Here is a 19,054-nt window from a genome sequence, read left to right on the forward strand (position 1 = left end):
GCAGCCCTGACCCCGGACGGGAACCTGTCCCTCATTGACGACCTGGGTGGGGCGTCCTCCGGCAAGCAGTTCATCACGGTGGAGACAAAGGGCGGCAACGTGTTCTATCTCATCATCGACCGGGATGACGAGGGGGCGCAGACCGTCCACTTCCTGAACCAGGTGGACGAGGCGGACCTTCTTGCCCTGATGGAGGATGGCGAAGCCCAGGAGGCCCCGGCGGTCTGCATCTGTAAGGAGAAATGCCAGGCCGGAGCGGTGAACACCTCCTGCGAGGTGTGCGCAGTGAATATGGCCGAGTGCGCCGGCGCGGAGCCGGAGCCGGAACCCGAACCGGAGCCGGAGGAGGAGTCCGGGGGCATGGGCGCCCTGGCGCTGGTCCTGGTGCTGCTGGTGCTGGGCGGCGGCGGAGCCTTCGCCTATATCAAGTTCATCAAGCCCAAGCAGGCAGCCAAAGCCAGCGCGGACCCGGATGACTACGATTTTGCCGATGAGGAGGAGTATATCAACGAGGACGAACCTGAACAGGAGGACGAAACGGAGGATACGAAATGAAGCTGGTGATCTGCGAGAAACCGAGTGTTGCAAAAGCCGTTGCGTCGGCCCTGGGTGTCACATCCAGGGCCGATGGCTGTTTTGAGGGGAATGGGCTCATCGTTTCCTGGTGCGTGGGGCATCTGGTATCCCCGATGGACGCGGCGGGCTATGACCCCGGCTACAAAAAGTGGAAGTATGACGACCTCCCCATCCTGCCGGAGCCCTTCCGCTATGTGCTGGTGAGGGACAAGGAGGACGCCTTCCAGAACCTGAAACGCCTTATGGACCGTGAGGACGTCACCGAGCTGGTCAACGCCTGCGACGCCGGGCGGGAGGGCGAGCTCATCTTCCGGCTGGTCTATGAGATGGCGGGATGCCGGAAGCCCTTCTCCCGCCTGTGGATCTCCTCGATGGAGGACGCGGCGATCCGGGAGGGCTTCCAGAACCTGCGCCCCGGCGTGGAGTACGACCCGCTGTACCAGTCTGCCCTCTGCCGCCAGAAAGCGGACTGGCTCATCGGGATCAACGCCACAAGGCTTTTTTCTGTCCTCTACCACCGCACCCTGAATGTGGGGCGGGTGCAGACGCCCACCCTTGCCATGCTGGTGGACCGGGACAGCAAAATCACCCTGTTCCGCAAAGAGAAGTACCATCATGTGCGCCTGACCTTTGGCGGGGCTGAGGCGGTGTCGGAGAAGATCACCGCCCCGGAGGAGGCGGAGGCCCTGCGGGCGGCCTGTGCCGGCGCGGAGGCGGTCTGCGCTTCCGTCACCTGTGAACAGAAGAAAGAGGCGCCGCCCAAGCTCTACGACCTGACCACCCTCCAGCGGGAGGCAAACCGGGTGTTCGGCTACACGGCCAAGCAGACGCTGGACTATGCGCAATCCCTCTACGAGAAGAAGCTGCTGACCTACCCCCGGACGGACAGCCGGTATCTGACCGCTGATATGGCGGAGACCGCTTTGGCGGTCCTCCACCTGGCGGCCAAGGTGCCGCCCTTTGACGGGTGCAGGGAGTTCTTCCCGGATGTGTTCCTGCTGGTGAACGATGGAAAAGTGTCCGACCACCACGCCATCATTCCTACGCTGGAGCTGGAGAAAGCGGACCTGTCCGCTCTGCCCGTGGGTGAGCGGAACCTTCTCCTGCTGGTCTGCCGGGAGCTGCTGTGTGCGGCGGCGGAGCCCTATGTGTACGAGGCGGTGACGGCAACCTTTACCTGCGGTGGGCAGACCTTCACTGCCAAGGGGCGCCATGTGCTGTCCCAGGGATGGAAGGACATTGACCGCATTTTCCGCGCCTCCCTGAAGGAGCAGCCGGAAGGCGAAGCGGAGTCCGACCCGATGCCGGACTTCACCGAGGGTCAACTTTTTGACCAGGTGGAGGCCGCTGTCACCGAACACTTCACCGCCCCGCCCAAGGCGTACACGGAGGACACCCTCCTGGCGGCGATGGAGACTGCCGGGAAAGAGGATATGCCGGAGGACGCCGAGCGCAAGGGTCTGGGCACCCCGGCCACCAGGGCGGCGATCCTGGAAAAGCTGGTGGCGGCCGGGTTTGTGGAGCGCAAGGGCAAAAGCCTCATTCCCACCAAGGCGGGGATCAACCTGGTTACGGTCCTGCCGGACACGCTGACCTCGCCCATGCTCACGGCGGAGTGGGAGCAGAAGCTGACCGCCATCGCCAGGGGCGAGGGCGACCCCGCCGCTTTCATGGCGGGGATCTCTGGCATGGCGCGGGAGCTGGTGAAAACCTATTCCCACATCTCCGAGGAGGGACAGAAGCTGTTTGCCGCGGAGCGGGAGGCCGTGGGTCTCTGCCCCCGCTGCGGCAAGCCGGTCTATGAGGGCAAGAAGAATTTTTACTGTTCCGACCGCTCCTGCCGCTTCGTGCTGTGGAAGGATGACCGTTTCTGGACCTCCCGCAAAAAGGAGCTGACAAAGAAGATGGCCGCCGACCTTTTGAAGAAGGGCCGCACTTCCGTCAAGGGGATGTGGTCTGAAAAGAAGGGCGCCGCCTATGACGCGGTGGTGGTGCTGGATGATACCGGCGAGAAGTATGTCCGCTTCAAGCTGGAGTTCCCCAAACGGAAGGAGGGCGTGAATGGCAAAAAGTAAATCGGATATTTCCCTGAATGATCTGAAAGCGATGCTCCCCCAGGAGGGGAGTTCCGCAGAGCAGGAGGCGGCGCTTCGGGCGCTGTCCACCCTTTCCCCGGAGGACCAGGGGCTCCTGGCCGCTGTGCAGGAATCCCCCTTCCGGCTGACCACCCTGGAACAGTTCCGGGAATTTCCCGCCAATACCGAGTATTTCATCCTGGAGGCCAACATCAGTAAGGTGGAGGATGTGGGCTGGCGCTACTTGGCGCAGCATCTGGACACCCTTTTGCCCCCGGAACTGCTGGACGCCATTGACCCGGTTCCCTTCGGCAAATACGCTGTGCAGGAGGAACAGGGCTGCTTCACCAGCCGGGGATATTTAACGCTGTCTGGGGATGAGTGGCAGCACGACCGCCCCCAGTCGAAGCAGGCGGACCACAAACCCTCCATCCGGGAGCGGCTGGAACAGAGCAGGCAGGAGTGCAGAAACAAGAATAAGGCCCAGACGCCCCGCAAGGGGAAGTCTGAGCCGGAGCTGTAAGGAGGTGCGTATATGCCCCATTATGAATATGACAAGGACTATCCCTTCGCCGCCTTCATCACCAACCTGGGCAAGTACAACGAGGGCGACCTGGTGGGCGAATGGGTGAAGTTCCCCACCACGCCGGAGGAGATGCAGAAGGTGTTTGAACGGATCGGCATTGGGCAGAAGGACGACTTCGGCCAGCCCTACGAGGAGTGGTTCATCACCGACTATGACTGCTATGTGGACGGCCTCTATGACAAGCTGGGCGAGTATGAGAGCCTGGACGAGCTCAACTACCTGGCTTCCAAGCTGGACGAGATGAGCCAGGGCGAGTACGAACAGTTCCAGGCGGCGATGGAGATCGGCGACCATTCGGGCAGTTTGCAGGAGATCATCAACCTGACCGAGAACCTGGACTGCTACGACATTTATCCCGACATCCACGACCACGATGACCTGGGCCGGTATTACATCGAGGAGCTGGACGCCATGCAGGTGCCGGAACATCTGCGGAACTACATCGACTATGAGGCCTACGGCCGGGACATCGCCTTGGAGGAGGGCGGCGAGTTCACCGACCTGGGGTATGTGCGGGATACCGGGAGCAGCTTCCATGAGTATTACGACGGCGAACACGGAAGCATCCCGGAGGAATACCGGGTGATGACCTTCCAGGACGCGGAGGAGCTGACTGAGGAGGAAAAATCCGAGTGGGCGATGGACATCGCCTACGATATGGACGAGTTCTTCCGCCAGCACGACCCGCAGTACGCCGCCGAGCACCCGGAGGAGCACGCGGCCAAGGAGGAGATCTACGAAAATCTGATGGCCGGCCGCATTTCCGCCCTGGATGAGAAGCTGGCCGCCCTGGGGCAGACCCAGGAGGACTACCTGCCTTCGGAGATCGAGAAGTTTAAGGACGCCACCGGCTATGAGGAATTTCTTGACTTTGATCCGGCGGTGATCCGGGAGGCTATCCAGAACCCGGACAAGTCCCATGCGGACGAGATGCTGGCTTTTGCGGAGCAGGCGGGCCGGGAGTATGAGGCGGAGCTGTCCGGGCAGGCCCCGGCGCCCTCCCCGGATGACCGGGAGACCGGCGAAACGGTGCGGACCCCCAGGGGGACCTTTTATGTGACGGATATGAGCCGGGAGCAGATGGAGGCGGCCGGGTACGGTCTGCACCATCAGTCTGACGATGGGAAGTATCTCATCATGGGCAACGGTTCCCGCGCCTTTGCTATCCGCAGCGAGGAGGCCCAGGAGCACGCCGCCCCGGAGAAGATGACTGTCCTGGTGGTGGAGCCCATGAAGGAGCCCTATGTGAAGGAGATCGCCCCCGGCCTCCATTCGTTACAGGCGGAGGTGGGCGGCGATATTGCCACCGCTTATCCCTTCTCTGACCCGGTGGGGCTGGTCTGCAACGATGAGGGCAAGCTCATTGGCCTGGGGCTGAACCGGGGCCTGCGGGATGAGCATGGGGAGATTTACGACATCATGGCCGGCACCTTCCTGGTGGTGGGGCTGAGTGAGGACAGCTTCACCTCCCTGACCCCGGAGCAGGTGCAGAAGTACACGGAACACTTCAAGCAGCCGGAGCAGTTCATCAGTCTGAACGGGCAGATCATCGCCCTGCCGGTGGAGCCGGAGAACCCTCTCCGCACCGCCGAGATGACCCTGGAGGACGACTACGGGATGATCGACGGGGTGCTGAACAACGGCCGCAGGGGTGAGGAGCTGGAGAAGGCCCAGGGTGAGGCGCGCAGGACCACGCCGGAGAAGAAGCCCTCCATCCGGGAGCGGCTGGCGGAGGCCAAACGGGAGTGCGGCGAGCGCAAGCCCCCGGACAAGGTTCAGCAAAAGAAGCCCCCGGAGCACGACCTATGAGCCGGAGCAAGAAGTGGCGGCTGGAATGGTCCTTCTTCCTGGGGGAGAACGGCCGCCGCAGGTACAACAAGATCTGCAAGGGCTGTGTCCATCCCTGCAAGCAGAGCTTCCGGGCAGTCCTCATCGCCTGTCCCCATTACCAGTCCGCACGCTCGAAAAAGTGTGGGGATAGGGGTTGAAAATGGGCTGAAAAATCGTCTGTGGCGGCTTTTCCGGGAGCTGCCCTTATGATTTCCCATGTAGTCCTCACCCTTCGATTTAAGGGGTGCAAAGAGGCTGTTTTGAACACTTTTCCATAACAGAGCGGGAGCGCCGCCTTCGGTTTGGGCCGAGGGTGACGCTCCCGCTTCTTTTTTTGTTCTCTTTTTTCTTTTTCAATCAGGATCGGACAGGAAGGATGTTCGCAGCAGCAGGCGCTGTGGGAATGTGTGTAAACGGCCATGTCTGCGAAGCTGTGGGAAACGATGTTTGCGGGCTGTGGGAAAGCCGGCGGCTTTTCCATCGGGCCGTGAATATCTGTTTTCCATCGGCGGAGCGGCCGTTTTCCACATTTCCATAGTGCGGTTATCCCACGATCAGGCGGTAGATAGTGAGGGGCACATACCATGCCGCCACCAGCAGGCGCCACACCAGGACGAAGCCTCCGATGAGGCCGCCGATCACGAAGTTCAACACGAACAGCGCGGCGCCGCCGCCCAGGGAGCCCCCGCCCGGCACGATCCACACGCACATCCGATGGATGCCGAAGGGCAGGCCGCAGAGTATCCAGAGCCAGAGAAGATCCAGCTCCCCATCCCTCATGCAGGCGGATTTGAAAATACAGTACAGCAGCCCGGCGGTGGCGACGGGCAAAACCGCCTTTTTGAAAAAGTCTTTGACGGCCTCGGTTCTCGTCATTGGCAGCACCTCCATTCCTGTCTCCATTATACCGGGAAAATCTGACTGCGCCCAGGGGCTTTTGAAAAGTCCGGCAAAGCGCACAATCTCCGCTATTCCAGTTCGTTGCTTCGTTGCCTCTGCGGTTCTGCCTCCCTTGGCTTTTCCAGCAGAGCCTCCACATTCTGGCGGAGGGTGTCGTACTCCTTTTCCTCCCGCTGGGCCTTCCGATATTCCGATTGCAGGGCGGTCCGCCTGGCGGTGAGTTCGTCCATCTCGGCCCGGAGCCGCCTGGTGGCGGGCAGGGGTACGGCGTCCAGGCGTTTCAACTCCCTTGCCGCCGCCTCGAACAGGATGATCTCGCCCTCATGTCCCCGGAGGAACTTCTCCTTATCCCTGGACTGGCGGTATTCCTCATACAGGGGCCGGAGCTGGCGGTAGGTGGCGGCGTGCTTCATGGTGAGGGTCAGCCGCTCCATTTCCTTCTCTGTCGCTCGGAGATCCGCCTTCACCCTGGCGGTGGCGGCCGCCGCCCCGTCGCACCGCTCGGACAGGTCCTCCAAACTTCCGATGCCATGCTCCGTCAGGAAGTTCAGTGTTTCCGCCGCCCGCTTCAAGTTCTCGATGGTTGCCCAATGCTTGTAGCCGGCGCTCTGCTGGGCTTTGATGTTGTTCTGGATGTCAATGAGCAGGCTGGGCTTCCCGGTGCGCTGTTTGGGCTGGTAGGAGGGGCTTGGCCTTCCGGCGATCCGGGCGGCCAGGGCATCCTCGGCGTAGTCGGCACCCAGGGTCTTCAGACGGGTGAACCGCTCCTGGCCCGGAGCCCTGGCGGAGATGTACTTGCCCCGTTTCAGTTCGTACCCTTCCCGCTGGAGGCGGCGGAGCAGGTCCTCCAGGTCGGCGCAGCCGGGCAGGAGCCGGTCGATGGCGGCGCGCAGCTTCGCCTTGTAGCTGGTGCCGTTCTGTTCCGCCTGGTGCTCGATGTAGCTCTTGCCCTTGTCACGGCCGGGGACGATGACGGACAGGCCATGCTCTTTGCAGATACGGTCGCTGGTGCGGCGGATGAAGTGATAGCTCCGCTTGTTGGAGTGGTAGTGCCGGTGGTCCTGGAAACTGACCGTGTTGAAAATCAGGTGATTATGGACGTGGTCCCTGTCTATGTGGGTGGTGAGGACAAACTCATACTTTCCGCCCAGGACCTCCCGCGCCAGCTCCATGCCGATCCGGTGGGCCTCCTCCGGCGTGACCTCCCCAGGTTCAAACGCCTGGATGAGGTGGCGGCCCAGGTTCGTGCCCTTGTCGATGGCATGGCGGCGGGTCCAGGCAAATTCGATGTCGGCGGTCTCCGCGGTGCAGCCGAAGGAGGACACCAGTAGCCTCCCATCCGTTTTTTCGGGATTGCAGATATAGTCGATGGCCGCTTTCAGCGTTGACTTAATAGGATGCGTCTTTGTAACTGCCATATCTGCTCCAATCTCTCCATGATCTCCTCCATGTCGGCCTGGTAGGCCGGGCCGCCGGCGTTCACCCTCTTGGCGATCTGATTGATATTCCGGCCGATGGAGCCCAGGGCCTTTGTCATCTCCTTGATGTCGGTGGTGTCCACCTGGATGATGTATCCGTCAATCGCCATCTTGCGGAGATAGGCGCCGATCCGCTTTGTGTGGAGCTGGGCCATCTTCTGTTCTATCAGGGCCCGTTCCTCTGCTGTTACCGGGCAGCGCAGGACGATGGGCCGTTTGCGATTTGCCATAGTATGTGCCTCCGTTTCCTCATAAGGGTCTGGGACTATCCCAGCAAGCAATTTTTGTGTTTAGGGGCAAGGGGTTCCCTAAACCGAAAATTCGCAAGTGTGGCTACACTTGCTGTGCTTGCTACTGTAACCCTTCCCGTACCTTAGTAATACGGAAACGGCAACTTTGGCAACCATCAGAGCAAGAAAAAACGCTATAAACCTATCCGTTTATAGCGTCTGACGTTTCCTATGCAGTTGTACGGAAAATACTACTTTTCCCCATCCTCACGCGCATCCAGAATGGCCTGCGCCGTGGCGATGAGGACTTGTATCTCCCTGTCGCTCATTTCACCCACCAGAGCATCAAGCTGGCGGGACGCGGTGGACTTTCCGCCTTCGGCATCCCCAAAAAGGATCTGATCCACCGAAACATGATAACGGGACATGAGTTCCAAAAAGATTTGGACACTCGGATGCTGCCCTTTGTTTTCAATATTCGCCAGATACCGAGGAGAGAGGAACATTTCATTCCCTACCTTGTTGCGGGACTCCTTACGCTCGGTTCTCGCTTTTTTAACCGCAGCCCCATAAGGGCGCAGGTCAATCTTTTCTACCGGCCTCTTTGCCATATTCATTCACCCAATTACATTCTACTGTTCACCTTTCTTTCTGGATATGTCTATACAGTTCCTCTATATAGCCAAAATAATTCTATATTATTTTAAATTCAGAACCTTGAAGTGTTCCTCCAACCGTTTATAATGAAAAGAGAAGGTACTCCAAAAAGACACGACTAAACGCCAAAGTAGACGTAGTAATTCTCCAGCGAGAGTCATTGAGCCGATGTTTATATTTTGAGTTCCCTACAAACGGTAGATCGACGCTTGAAAATCAAAAAATGATTTCCCTGTGAGGTTTCTGTGACATTTGGTTGATACTCTATAAAGAAAAGGATGTGAGCGAATGAGAATTTTAGTGGTTGAAGATGACCGCCTTTTGAATAATACCCTTTGCTATAACCTGTCTGCCGCAGGCTATGAAGTAGATGCTGCCCTGACGAAAAGCGTTGCCGAACGGTTTTGCAGAAAACAAGAGTATGATTTGATTGTTCTTGACATCAATCTGCCGGACGGCAATGGGTTTGATTTTTGCCGGGACATTAAGGAAAGCCGCCCGGATACTGCTGTAATCTTCCTGACGGCATACGATATGGAAAGCGATATGCTCAAAGGCTATGAACTTGGGGCAGATGATTATGTGACAAAGCCATTCCCCATAAGCGTATTTCAGAAAAAGGTAGCTGCTTTATTATCCCGTATGAAAAAAATGGCCGGCGGTGATTGCTATAATGACGGTAATCTGTTGATTGATTTTGCAGAAATGACCGCAACACGGGACGGTGAAAGCATTTCTTTTACTCCTATGGAATATCGTCTTTTGAAAATCCTAATAAAAAATCCTCGAACCGTATTAACTCGACAAATATTGTTGGAAAAGCTATGGGATATAGACGGTAATTTTGTAGACGAGCACGCCTTGACTTCAACAATCAGCCGGATACGAAGCAAAATTGAAAATCCAGATCATGCCTATATCAAAACCGTCTACGGCATGGGCTATATGTGGATTGGGGGCGGTAATAAATGAGGACGGAAAAACTCTCTATCAATAAAGTGTGCATGGTCGTGTGTGCAGTTCTTTTCTTGCTTTCAATCGCTATGCCGGTTATCATATACTTTTTGACGCGGAACGTATTGGCGCTATGCTGCGGATTGCTCTATGCGGTTTTCGTCGCCGGGTGCATGGCTGCTTTTCTGGCCTTTGTGCGCCGGAAATTAACGCTGTTTTCGGACGCTCTGTGCAAGCTGCTGGACGATATGATGTCAGCAGATCAGGCCCCGCCGCAGTACACAGAGGAAGAAAACCTGTTTTATAAAATCCAGCACCGGCTTTCCCGGCTCTATGAAGTGTTGCGGGAAAGCAAAAGCAGTATTGCAAAGGAACGGGCCGACTTGCAGGAATTGATTTCGGACATTTCCCATCAGGTCAAAACGCCGATTGCAAACCTGAAAATGCTGGATGCCACTTTGTTGGAGCAAAATGTATCGCCGGAAAAGCAGAGAGAATTTCTTCTGGCTATGGACAGCCAGTTAGACAAGCTGGATTTTCTCATGCAGGCAATGATTAAAACGTCACGGCTTGAAGCCGGGGTGATTGCTTTGGAGCCGAAGCCGCAGGCCATCTATGATACCCTTGCTGCGGCGCTGGGCGGTATTCTGCTGAACGCAGAACAGAAAAAGATTGCGGTCACGGTAGATTGCCCGGAAACGGTAACTGCGGCCCATGATAGGAAATGGACAACCGAAGCCCTGTTCAACATTCTGGATAATGCGGTGAAGTACACGTCAGAGGGCGGGAAAATCCATGTGGCTGTGGTGTGCTGGGAAATGTATGTGAAGATTGATATTTCCGATACAGGCATTGGTATACCAGAACAACATCAAGGGACGATTTTTAAGCGGTTCTACCGTGAGGACAGGGTGCATGACGCCCCCGGTATCGGGATTGGCCTATATCTTACCCGTGAAATTATCACCCGGCAAGGGGGCTTTATCCGTGTTGCCTCGGAAGTCGGTGCTGGCTCTACTTTCTCGGTGTTCCTGCCCCATTCTTGAAATGTCACAGGGTTGTGACATTTCAAAGCATTTTAAGGGGAATTTCAAGACCCGCCGTGACATTTCTGCGAGATTTCCCCTTTACAATGGAACCATAAAAAAGAAAGGTGGTAGAACTTATGCCTATTTTACAGACAACAGATTTGAAAAAATACTATGGGGACGAGCCGAATATTACAAAGGCTCTGGACGGCGTTTCTCTCTCGGTAGAACATGGGGAATTTGTCGCTATCGTCGGCACATCTGGAAGCGGCAAGTCCACGCTGCTGAATATGATCGGCGGTCTGGATGTTCCTACTTCCGGCAAAGTTATTGTGGATGGCAAAGACTTGTCTACGTTGAAAGACGAGCAGCTTACTATTTTCCGCAGACGGAAAATCGGTTTTATCTTTCAGAATTACAACCTTGTCCCCGTTCTCAATGTTTACGAGAACATCGTCTTACCTGTGGAACTGGACGGAGATCAAGTGGATAAAAAATATATGCAGGAAGTTGTTCGTATGCTGGGTTTGGAAGATAAACTGAACAATATGCCGAACAATCTTTCCGGCGGCCAGCAGCAGCGCGTCGCTATTGCCCGCGCTCTGGTATCGAAACCGGCAATTGTGCTGGCAGACGAGCCGACGGGCAACCTCGACAGCCGGACGAGCGGTGATGTCCTCGGCCTGCTGAAAGTAAGCAGCCAGAAATTTCACCAGACCCTTGTGATGATTACCCATAACAACGAGATCGCCCAGCTTGCAGACCGGATTATCCGTATTGAGGATGGGAAAATTTCTGAATGAGGGGGTGTTGAGAATGAATGATATTTTATTTGGCAATAATAACAGACCCATTATTAAGAAATTGTCCAGGCGGTACTTTAAGGCCAGCAAAAGCAGGAATATCATTGCTATTGTTGCCATTGTTCTTACAACCGTCTTGTTCACAACTATCTTCACGCTGGGTTCCGGCTTAATTGATACAGTACAAGACCAGAATATCCGAAAGGCGGGCGGGGATGGTCAAGCTGTTCTCAACTACATCAGTGACGAAGTTTTTAATGATGTAAAGGGCAACGAATTGATTGACCGAATTGCCTATTCAAAGGCAGTTTCTTATCGTCTTAACGATCCAGGGCTTGCGAAATGGCGTTCTGATATGTGGTATATGGATGATACCGCATTGGAGTTTGCCAGGTATGAGCCAACAGTAGGCCACCGCCCCGAAGCTGAAAATGAGATTATAGCCGACACAAAAACATTAGAGGCATTGGGTGTTCCGGCTGAGATCGGTGCGACAGTCACGCTGGATTATGAAATCAAGGGTAAGGAGTACACAACTGATTTTACACTGTGCGGATTTTGGGAAACAGACAGCCTAAGTAATATCGGGCGCATTATCGTATCGAAAGCCTTTATAGATAATCATGCCGACTTGCTTACCTATACCTATCCGATGGATAATGATTACTCTGGCGTTGTAACAGCCTATATCATGTTTCGCGGCGGCGGCTCCGTGGAAGAAAAACTACAACAACTTCTTACGGAAACCGGCTATACCTGTGATACACTTGGAGGACAGCCCGCAGACGAAAATTATATTATTGCCCGTGTCAGCCCGGCTTATCAAAGCAGCCCAGTGAGCGAAAATTCCGCATTGTTTATTGCCGGAATTGTGGGAATACTCGCGATTATGGCAACAGGCTATTTGATTATCTATAATATTTTTCAAATCTCTGTTATTCAAGATATTCAGTCCTACGGGCAGCTTAAAACATTGGGAACCACAAGGCGGCAGATCAAAAAGATTATTAACAAACAGGCCATACTTCTGTCAGCGGTAGGTATCCCCATTGGCTTGATTATTGGCTTTTTCATTGGCCGCGCTTTAGTTCCGGCTCTGATGAACGGCACAACTTATACTTCTGAAGCTGGCGTTGTTGTGACAGTAAATCCACTGATATTCATTGGCTCGGCTATCTTTGCTTTTGTTACTGTTTATATCAGTGTACGAAAACCGGCCAAGATTGCAGGCGCAATCTCACCGATTGAGGCTATCCGCTATACGGAAAATGATGCAGGTGCATTTCAAACAAAGAAACGTTTGGCTGTAAAAAAATCAACTGGCGGCACAAAAATCCATCGGATGGCCCTGGCAAATTTGGGACGAAATCGAAAACGGACAGTCCTTGTAATCGTGTCCATGACATTGAGTTTGGTGCTGTTCAATACAGTATTCACTTTATCCAGCGGTTTTGATATTGATAAGTATGTTGAGAAGTTCTTAAACAAGGATTTTATCATTTCTTCTGCGGATTATTTCAATTACAATTTCGCCCGCAGCGAAACATACTTGTCCGAAACATTTATTGATGCCGTTCAGCAGCAGAACGCCTACGAGGATGGCGGCAGACTATATTCCAGCCAAGTGGCAGAAGACATTTTTTCTGCTGAAACAGATGCCGTTACAAATTACAACAAGGACAAGGATGGAAATCCGCTTATTGCCCTGTATGGGGCAGACGATTTTCTTATAAACTCGATGGATGTAATCGAGGGGAAAATTGATTGGGAAGCACTTAGAACAGGAGAATATACGCTCTACGCATTAACAATGGATGATAACGGAAACATTATTGACAATCCATCTATCCGTGTTGGAGATACGATTACTTTTCATCACTGGAAGATGAACGGATTAGTCGGTACGCTGGATAATAGCTTTGACCTCACTGTTATGGCAAAAGTTCTCATCAACGAAAACACTGATACAGAACGAAATACAGGTGCGGCACGTTTTTATTTGCCCGCAGAACAGTTTAAGCCGCTCTGCATCAATCCCCGTTTGGTCAGTTTTCCGTTCAATGTTAAGGACGGGACGGACAGCGATATGAACAGCTTTTTAAGCAACTATGTGGAAAATATTGAGCCGAGTATGGACTATGAATCGAAAGAAACCTATGTTCAGTCTTTTAATAGCATGACATCCCTTATTATTACAATCGGCGGTGCTTTAAGTGTTATTATTGGTCTGATCGGTATTGTTAATTTCATCAACTCGGTATTGACAAGCATTATTACGCGGCAAAAAGAATTTGCTATGCTCCAAAGTATTGGCATGACAGGCAGACAGCTCAAACGGATGTTGTCCTATGAGGGTTTGTATTATGCTTTGGGAACAATTATAGCCTCGTTGATCATTGGGGTGCTGTTCTCTCTAATCATTGTGCAGGCAATAGCAAGTAGTTTTTGGTTCTTCACCTATCACTTTGTAATTTGGCCGGTGTTGATTGTTTATCCGTTTCTTATCTGCTTGACGGTAATTATTCCTACAATTCTTTACCGACAATTTGCCAAAAGCAGCATTATTGAAAGGCTTCATCAAAATTGAGTTTGTCCGGCATAGTATCTAAATAAGGGCAGCTAAATAAGTGACTAAATCAATTAGAAAACCGAGGGTATTTTGCCTTCGGTTTTCTAATTGTCACAAGTTTGCGAGATTTCAGCCTGTTTTTGTGTCGAAAAAACTATTTGTTGTGAGATTTCTGCGAGGTTTGATGTTTATAATGGATTAAAAATAACAAACAAGCTGCCGGACGACGGCAAAAGAAAAAAAGCCGTCGTTCAGCAGGCAATCGCTATGCCCTAAATACACCTACGGCGGCTTTGACAAAATCAAGGCCGCCGTTCCTTATGCCCCAAGAGTGACGACCCTGTTTCAACGGTGACAGCGGCTTTAGGAGGGAGCCGCCGTGAAGCAAAGACCGCTTCGACATAATTCGGCAGGGATTTACCTGTCAAAAAAAGCCCATCCAATATCAGGAACTATCTCGCCTATGAATATGAACTGTATGATTACATAATTGCTTCTGCTTCTTCTATTGCGCCCATCCGCGTCCTGCGGATGGGCGCTTTTTTCTGTTTATGCGAGCCTCCACCATACGGCGGAGCCTTTCATAAAAATTTTCTTCCCTTCGCGGTTGCCAAAATCGCAAACCTTGCATTACTGAGGCGAAAGGGAGGAGATCACCACCCCGCACCCGTGCGGCGCGAAGGGAGGTGAGAAAATGAAAGACTCCTATGAGCAGCGTATTCAAAATCAGTTTGGCGCTTTCTGTGTCAGGGTTTTGAAGAATGAGGCCCGGTACATCCAGCGCGAGCTTGCCAGTCTCCAATCCCAGGAAAAATCCTTTGGAGAGCTGACCGCCTCTGAACTGGAACAGACCGCCGTGTGGGACAAGCACTTTATGGGCGAGCATGTCTTTGAAGTGCTGGGACTTCCGGTAGTCGTGGCCGGCGATCTTCTGGCTGACGCCTTGGCGCAGCTGCCGGAAGGCAAGCGGGATGTAATCCTGCTGTCCTACTTCCTGGGTATGACGGACCGTGAGATTAGCGAGAAGCTGAACATCGTCCATCAGACCGTATCCAAGCGGCGGCTCGTTACACTGAAAGAATTGCGCGAGTATCTGATGAAGGAGGGATTTGAATGGCCGGACAAGTGAAGCCGATCCCGGTGCCGGTGATCCTGGCAGCCGTGAACGGTGACGAGAACGCCCTTGCCGCCGTGGTCGCTCACTATCAGAAGTACATCCGGGCTCTTGCCACCAGGCCTGTGAAGGACGAGTATGGGAACGAGTACCTGTATGTGGATGAAGATATGCGGCTCAGGCTGGAAACGAAGCTGATCCATAGCATCGTAACAGGTTTCAAGGTACTGCCGGTCTAAAATCGTCCGGGGCAAGTTTCACGGCTCCCTTTCCTTGCCCCGGCGATCCGACAGCCAAAACGAAAGTTCCTTGACAAAGAAAGCCCGGCGGGAGGCCTCCGGCGCAGCATAAGGCAGACGGATACGATCTGTCTGTATGGAGCCGGTCGGCCGGTGCGCCATGACCCTGTTGCAAGTCCGCAGGACGGGACCCCTACCAAACAGGTGAGCGACAAAACCGGGCCGTAAAACAGGTGTGGCAGCCTGTGGGCGATGATATGCAGGCAGGATAATGAGACTCGCGCATTGGACGCCCGCAAAGCATCGTGCGCCGCACCCATCAGCATGGGCCGGGGTGAAATTCCCGTGGAGCTGTGCCAGCAGCCGTCCGTTTTCTGCCTCTTTCGTATTGATCTTTCTTGCGAAAGGGGGTCATTCTATGCAAGAAAAAACTGCTGCCGGCAAGACCGGCACATCCAATAAATCATTAGATGAAAAGACGACCTATCGCTTCGGCAATAGGTCGTTTGTCGTTGAACCTGTTTTTCGGCAAGATGGCCCGGACACCCTGGGCAGCATCCTTCTGCGGCTGATGAAGTCCGAGAGCGAAGCAAAGTAAATCCCCCGGACCCGGCTGACAGGGACGGCGGATGGCGGTATAATGAACATAGACAAGTTGTATTTGCTATTCGGCTGTCCCGGAGGAAGGAGGACTGAATGAGACAGTCGAACAACCGCAAATCCCGTGATGTGACCGCGTTCCTCTATGAGCGGCTTTCCCGCGATGACAACCTGGAGGGCGAGAGTTACAGCATCGGCAACCAAAAGAAATTGCTGACCAAGGTGGCGAAGGAAAAAGGATACACCAATCTGGTCCACTTCCTGGACGACGGCATCTCCGGCGTCACGATGGACCGCCCCGGTTTCAACGACATGATGGAGCAGCTTGCCGCCGGCAAGGCCGCCGCCGTGTTTGTGAAGGATCTGTCCCGGCTGGGCCGCAACTACATTGAGGTGGGGCGGCTGACCGAGGAGTTTTTCCCGGAGCACGACATCCGCCTGGTGGCGGTCTCGGACAACATCGACACCGCCGAGGGCGAGAACGAACTGGCGCCCATTCGCAACCTGTTCAATGAGTGGTACGCCCGCGACATCAGCAAGAAGCGCCGGATCAGCAACAAGATCAAGGGCAACGCCGGCGAACCGATGGGGCCGCCGCCCTATGGCTACAAGAAAGACCCCGACGATCCCAAACGGTGGATCGTGGATGAGGAGGCCGCCCAGGTGGTCCGCCGCGTATTCCGAATGACTTTGGATGGCTATGGAACGGAGCAGATCGCCACAATATTCTCCGAGGAGAAAATCCTTACCCCCATCGCCTATTGGCGTGAAAAGGGCGTCAATCGTCCTGGGAAAAGCAAACTCCGTGGACCGTATATGTGGAACAGCTCCACTATCACTCATATTCTCTCTTTACAGGAGTATTGCGGTGATATTCTTAACTTCAAGACCTACTCCAAGTCATACAAGAACAAAAAGCGGCTTGCCAATGACCGGGAAAACTGGGTCATCTTCCAGGATGTCCACGAACCCATCATTGAGCGGGCGGTCTTTGAACAGGTCCAGCAGAAGCGCGGCAAGATCCGCAAGCGCCGCACCCACGAAGGGGAGCGCAATATGTTCTCCGGCCTTCTGGTCTGCGCTGATTGCGGACACAACCTGCACTTTCATTTCAATCAGGGCAACCCCGACATCAAGTATTTTAACTGCTCCAACTACAAGGGCAACCGTGGGACCTGTACTTCCACCCATTATGTCCGTGTGGACTTCTTGGAGCAGGTGGTGTTAGGCGAGATCCGGCGGCTGACTAAGTTTGCCAGCCAGTTTGAGGATGAGTTTGTGAAGGCTGTGATCGGCCATTCCCAGCAGGCGGAGGCCACCGACCGAAAGCTGAAGGAGAAGGAGCTGAAAGCCCTGCAAGCCCGCGATGAGGAACTGGATGGCCTGTTTGAGAGGATCTATGAGGACAATGTTTCCGGCAAACTCTCCGATGACCGTTTCGCCAGAATGTCGAGGCGGTATGAGGAGGAGCAGAAGGAATTGGCGGAAAAGATCAAGGCGCTCCGCGCCGAGATCGACAAGCAGAACAGCCAGTCCATGACCACGGATATGTTCATCTCCCTGGTCCGCAAATACACCCGCGCCCGCAAGTTGACGCCCCGGATGCTCAACGAGCTCATCGAGAAAATCGAAGTGTTCAACGCCGAGAAGGTAGACGGGGTGTGGGAGCAGCGGCTCCGCATCCACTACAACTGCGTGGGCGCCATCGAGATCCCAGACCTCATACCACTGTCCGCCCCGGAGGTGTCCGTAAACACAAGAAAAGGCGTAGTCGTCAACTACGCCCCATCTACCATCGCCGGATGAAAACAAAAAAAGACGAGTGTTCTTACAGCGTTTCAAATGCTATAAGAACACTCGCCATGGTGCGGATGACGGGACTCGAACCCGTACGGCCATGGGCCACTAGCACCTCAAGCTAGCCAGTCTACCAGTTCCAGCACATCCGCATAACTCAAGCTTGTTTATTATAGCGCAGTCCCTCCATTTTGTCAACCTAAAAAAATCGTCGTTTTTTTGAAAATACCTGTTGACAAACCAAGAGGCCCATGGTAATATATCTCTTGTCGCTACGAGCGACACACCGCCTGCGCGAGTGGTGGAATTGGTAGACTCGCTGGCTTCAGGTGCCAGTGCTCGCAAGGGCGTGCGGGTTCGACTCCCGCCTCGCGCACCAAAAGGACACGTTGAAAAACGTGTCCTTTTTCTTTTTTGTGCATACCCCCCTTCTCTCCCTCATAGGCTGGTCTTACCAATACAGGAAATGAGGGATTGACACCATGAAAGCCGTACTCGCCCTGTCTCTGGTACTGCTGTGCCTGCTGCCCACCCATGCCCGGGCCGCTGAGGTGGATATCACTGCGCCCTCCGCTATTCTCATGGAGAAAAGCACCGGAGAGGTGCTCTTCGAGCAGGATGCCCACGCCGTCTACGAGCCCGCCTCGGTGACCAAGGTGATGACCCTGCTGCTGGTGATGGAGGCCATCGATGCCGGGACGCTCTGCTGGGATGACGTGATCACCGCCTCTCCCTACGCCTGCTCTATGGGCGGCTCCCAGATCTGGCTGAAAGAGGGGGAGCAGCTCACCGTCAGTGAGATGGTGAAGGCGGTGGCCGTGGCGTCTGCCAATGACTGCGCCGTAGCTCTGGCGGAGGCAGTGTCCGGCAGTGAGACCGCCTTTGTCCAGCGCATGAACGAGAGGGCCAAAGAGCTGGGCATGGAGTCCACCGTCTTTTGCAACTGTACCGGACTCCCCGCAGAGGGCCACGTGTCCTCCGCCTATGACATTGCCCTCATGAGCCGGGAGCTGATTTTGAATCACCCCCAGCTGCGGGAGTACACCACCATCTGGATGGACACCCTCCGGGACGGTCAATTTCAGCTGACCAACACCAACCGGCTCATCTACTCCTATCCCGGGGCCACAGGGCTGAAAACCGGCTCCACCGACACTGCCCTCTACTGCCTGTCCGCCACAGCGGAGCGGGACGGCATGGAGCTCATCGCCGTGGTGATGCACGCCGCCACCCCCTCCGACCGCTTTGACAGCGCCGCTGCCCTGCTCAACTACGGCTTTGCCAACTACTCCCTCACCCAGGTCTATCCCGAGCAGGTACTCCCCCCCATCTCGGTGCTGTTGGGGGAGCAGGACACGGTGCAACCCGTGCTGGACCACGACTGCACCATCCTCACCCACCAGAGCCAGAGCGCCGCCGTCACCACCCAGGTTCATCTGCCAGAGGAGGTCTCCGCCCCGGTGGAGGAGGGGCAGAAACTGGGCGAGATGATCGTGTATCTGGACGGTGAGGAACATGAGCGGGTGGACCTGGTGGCCTCCACCGGAGTGGCCCGCCTCACTGTGTGGGGCATCTTCCAGCAGCTTCTGGACACCCTGCTCTTTCTCCCCACCCATGC

The 19,054-nt window shown here is 54.7% G+C and carries 16 protein-coding genes, 2 tRNA genes and 1 pseudogene; 14 read left to right on the forward strand and 5 right to left on the reverse strand.

What is annotated here, in order from left to right:
* Window positions 1-6 precede the first annotated feature (6 nt).
* The 4 genes and pseudogenes from E0L15_RS12630 to E0L15_RS03180 form a co-directional block, all read left to right on the forward strand.
* Window positions 7-555: pseudogene (locus E0L15_RS12630) on the forward strand (DUF4366 domain-containing protein); the annotation flags it as partial.
* On the forward strand, window positions 552-2,651 hold the full coding sequence (locus E0L15_RS03170; protein WP_168124516.1) for a type IA DNA topoisomerase: 2,100 nt from the start codon (window positions 552-554) through the stop codon (window positions 2,649-2,651). The pseudogene E0L15_RS12630 and the gene E0L15_RS03170, both read left to right, overlap by 4 nt.
* The gene (locus E0L15_RS03175; protein ID WP_206020541.1) at window positions 2,638-3,174 is read left to right on the forward strand and encodes a hypothetical protein; all 537 of its coding nucleotides are present in this window, start codon (window positions 2,638-2,640) and stop codon (window positions 3,172-3,174) included. The genes E0L15_RS03170 and E0L15_RS03175 overlap by 14 nt, the downstream gene beginning before the upstream one ends.
* 12 nt (window positions 3,175-3,186) lie before the next feature.
* Window positions 3,187-5,046: an antirestriction protein ArdA gene (locus E0L15_RS03180; RefSeq protein WP_168124517.1), complete on the forward strand. Its 1,860-nt coding sequence runs from the start codon at window positions 3,187-3,189 to the stop codon at window positions 5,044-5,046.
* Window positions 5,047-5,610: 564 nt separating this feature from the next.
* Here the strand turns inward: E0L15_RS03180 and E0L15_RS03190 are convergent.
* The 4 genes from E0L15_RS03190 to E0L15_RS03205 all read right to left on the reverse strand — a co-directional run bounded on the left by E0L15_RS03190 (window position 5,611) and on the right by E0L15_RS03205 (window position 8,286).
* Window positions 5,611-5,943: a DUF6050 family protein gene (locus E0L15_RS03190; protein ID WP_168124519.1), complete on the reverse strand. Its 333-nt coding sequence runs from the start codon at window positions 5,941-5,943 to the stop codon at window positions 5,611-5,613.
* A gap of 92 nt (window positions 5,944-6,035) precedes the next feature.
* Window positions 6,036-7,385 carry a relaxase/mobilization nuclease domain-containing protein gene (locus tag E0L15_RS03195; RefSeq protein WP_168124520.1) on the reverse strand — a complete coding sequence of 450 codons (1,350 nt, stop codon included), beginning with the start codon at window positions 7,383-7,385 and terminating at the stop codon, window positions 6,036-6,038.
* On the reverse strand, window positions 7,346-7,675 hold the full coding sequence (mobC, locus tag E0L15_RS03200) for a plasmid mobilization relaxosome protein MobC (RefSeq protein ID WP_168124521.1): 330 nt from the start codon (window positions 7,673-7,675) through the stop codon (window positions 7,346-7,348). Before mobC ends, E0L15_RS03195 begins: the two co-directional genes overlap by 40 nt.
* A gap of 251 nt (window positions 7,676-7,926) precedes the next feature.
* A complete protein-coding gene (locus E0L15_RS03205; RefSeq protein ID WP_168124531.1) occupies window positions 7,927-8,286 on the reverse strand; it encodes a helix-turn-helix transcriptional regulator in 360 nt (119 codons plus the stop codon).
* Window positions 8,287-8,620: 334 nt separating this feature from the next.
* Between E0L15_RS03205 and E0L15_RS03210 the strand changes: the two genes are divergently transcribed.
* The 8 genes from E0L15_RS03210 to E0L15_RS03245 all read left to right on the forward strand — a co-directional run bounded on the left by E0L15_RS03210 (window position 8,621) and on the right by E0L15_RS03245 (window position 17,445).
* Complete coding sequence (locus E0L15_RS03210; protein WP_168124522.1) at window positions 8,621-9,304, forward strand: response regulator transcription factor; 684 nt, start codon at window positions 8,621-8,623, stop codon at window positions 9,302-9,304.
* Window positions 9,301-10,332: a HAMP domain-containing sensor histidine kinase gene (locus E0L15_RS03215; protein ID WP_168124523.1), complete on the forward strand. Its 1,032-nt coding sequence runs from the start codon at window positions 9,301-9,303 to the stop codon at window positions 10,330-10,332. The genes E0L15_RS03210 and E0L15_RS03215 overlap by 4 nt, the downstream gene beginning before the upstream one ends.
* Before the next feature lie 119 nt (window positions 10,333-10,451).
* Window positions 10,452-11,117, forward strand: a complete 666-nt coding sequence (locus E0L15_RS03220; RefSeq protein ID WP_168124524.1) for an ABC transporter ATP-binding protein — start codon at window positions 10,452-10,454, stop codon at window positions 11,115-11,117.
* Between the two features lie 13 nt (window positions 11,118-11,130).
* The gene (locus E0L15_RS03225; RefSeq protein WP_168124525.1) at window positions 11,131-13,704 is read left to right on the forward strand and encodes an ABC transporter permease; all 2,574 of its coding nucleotides are present in this window, start codon (window positions 11,131-11,133) and stop codon (window positions 13,702-13,704) included.
* 676 nt (window positions 13,705-14,380) lie between these two features.
* Window positions 14,381-14,815, forward strand: a complete 435-nt coding sequence (locus tag E0L15_RS03230; RefSeq protein ID WP_087399695.1) for a sigma-70 family RNA polymerase sigma factor — start codon at window positions 14,381-14,383, stop codon at window positions 14,813-14,815.
* Window positions 14,800-15,039, forward strand: coding sequence for a helix-turn-helix domain-containing protein (locus E0L15_RS03235; RefSeq protein ID WP_087399696.1), 240 nt, complete (start codon window positions 14,800-14,802; stop codon window positions 15,037-15,039). Before E0L15_RS03230 ends, E0L15_RS03235 begins: the two co-directional genes overlap by 16 nt.
* Window positions 15,040-15,457: 418 nt before the next feature.
* Window positions 15,458-15,637 carry a hypothetical protein gene (locus E0L15_RS03240; protein ID WP_087348854.1) on the forward strand — a complete coding sequence of 60 codons (180 nt, stop codon included), beginning with the start codon at window positions 15,458-15,460 and terminating at the stop codon, window positions 15,635-15,637.
* A 98-nt stretch (window positions 15,638-15,735) separates the two neighbouring features.
* On the forward strand, window positions 15,736-17,445 hold the full coding sequence (locus E0L15_RS03245; protein ID WP_168124526.1) for a recombinase family protein: 1,710 nt from the start codon (window positions 15,736-15,738) through the stop codon (window positions 17,443-17,445).
* Window positions 17,446-17,502: 57 nt separating this feature from the next.
* On the opposite strand, the gene E0L15_RS03250 is transcribed toward E0L15_RS03245, so the two are convergent.
* Window positions 17,503-17,588, reverse strand: a tRNA-Leu gene (locus E0L15_RS03250).
* Between the two features lie 140 nt (window positions 17,589-17,728).
* Between E0L15_RS03250 and E0L15_RS03255 the strand changes: the two genes are divergently transcribed.
* Together E0L15_RS03255 and E0L15_RS03260 are read left to right on the forward strand one after the other, a co-directional pair.
* Window positions 17,729-17,815: transfer RNA gene (locus E0L15_RS03255), tRNA-Leu, on the forward strand.
* A gap of 103 nt (window positions 17,816-17,918) precedes the next feature.
* On the forward strand, window positions 17,919-19,054 hold a 1,136-nt coding region (locus tag E0L15_RS03260; protein WP_168124527.1), incomplete at its 3' end, for a D-alanyl-D-alanine carboxypeptidase family protein.

This window comes from Pseudoflavonifractor sp. SW1122 (assembly GCF_012027765.1).
GTDB classification, from domain to species: Bacteria; Bacillota; Clostridia; order Oscillospirales; family Oscillospiraceae; genus Enterenecus; species Enterenecus faecium.